Origin of the sequence: Nonomuraea sp. NPDC048916 (genome assembly GCF_040649575.1) — a bacterium.
Classification (GTDB): domain Bacteria; phylum Actinomycetota; class Actinomycetes; order Streptosporangiales; family Streptosporangiaceae; genus Nonomuraea.
In genome coordinates, this window is the sequence record NZ_JBEZFS010000148.1 from 1 (window position 1) to 1,166 (window position 1,166).

General features: G+C 69.9%; 2 protein-coding genes. Both read right to left on the reverse strand.

From position 1 onward, the window contains the following. Nucleotides 1-624, reverse strand: a 624-nt coding sequence (locus AB0C16_RS40165; RefSeq protein WP_357691403.1) for a polyketide synthase dehydratase domain-containing protein, incomplete at its 3' end; no start/stop codon positions are given. A gap of 20 nt (nucleotides 625-644) precedes the next feature. After that, a partial coding sequence (locus AB0C16_RS40170) for a hypothetical protein (RefSeq protein ID WP_357691405.1) occupies nucleotides 645-1,166 on the reverse strand: 522 nt, incomplete at its 5' end.

The window sequence follows — 1,166 nt, forward strand, 5'->3', positions numbered from 1 at the left end:
CACCACCAACCAACCCGAACCCTCCACCGCCACATGCCCCTGAACCACCCCCAACACCTCAGAACACACCACACCCACACCCCCCACCACATCCCCACCACCAACCGAACACCGAACCACCCGCACCGGCACCGCCCCAGCCCCAGACACAGACCCCGACCCAGACCCAGACCCAGACACCAGCGTCGGCACCGGCACCGGCACCGGCAACAACCCCCACTCCACCCGCCACAACCCATCCACCGACCCCCGCAACACCCCACCCACCACCGGCCGCGACACCAACGACTCCACCGACACCACCGGCCGCCCCACCCCATCAACCGCATCGATCACTGACACCTCGGAGCCGCGCACCCGCCGTACTCGCACCCGCAGCACGGAAGCACCAGCGGCATGCACGGTCACTCCACGCCACGAGAACGGCACCAGCGTCTGCTCGCCGCCCGCCGCGACCTCAGTCACCATGTCGCCGTGCATGGCCGCATCGAGCAGCGCCGGGTGCAGAGCGAACCCGTCCCCCGCCCCCTCCGGCAGACCCACCTCCGCGAAAACCTCATCCCCCCGCCGCCACGCCGCCCGCAACCCACGAAAAACCGGCCCATAGCCATACCCCAACTCCACCAACCGCTCATAGGCGCCGGTCAGATCCAGCGGGGTGGCGTCCGGCGGCTCGCGATCGGCCGGGATCCAGACTCGTCGGCAGCCTCGACCACGACCTTCAGCGCACGTGAGCCACGCTCCGGCAGGATGAGGGGCGCCTCAAGGGTCAACTCCTCGATACGCCCACATCCCACCTGGTCTCCGCCCCGGATGGCCAGCTCGACGAAGGCGGTCCCGGGCAACATCACCTTCCCCAGTACGGCGTGATCGGCGATCCACGGCTGGGTGTCCACCGACAGGCGTCCCGTCAGCACCGTGGCGCCCGATTCGGGAATCTCGACCGCAGCGCTCAGCAGGGGATGACCGACGGCCGCAAGGCCGTGCGCGGACGCGTCGCCGCCGACTCCCGCCGGGACGTCCAGCCAGTGGCGGGTGCGTTGGAAGGGGTAGGTGGGCAGGTTGATGGGTGTGGTGGTGGGGGGTCCGTAGATGCGGTCCCAGGGGAGGTGGGTGCCTCTGGTGAAGGCTCGGGCGATGCCGGTGAGCAGGGTGGTGGGTTCGGG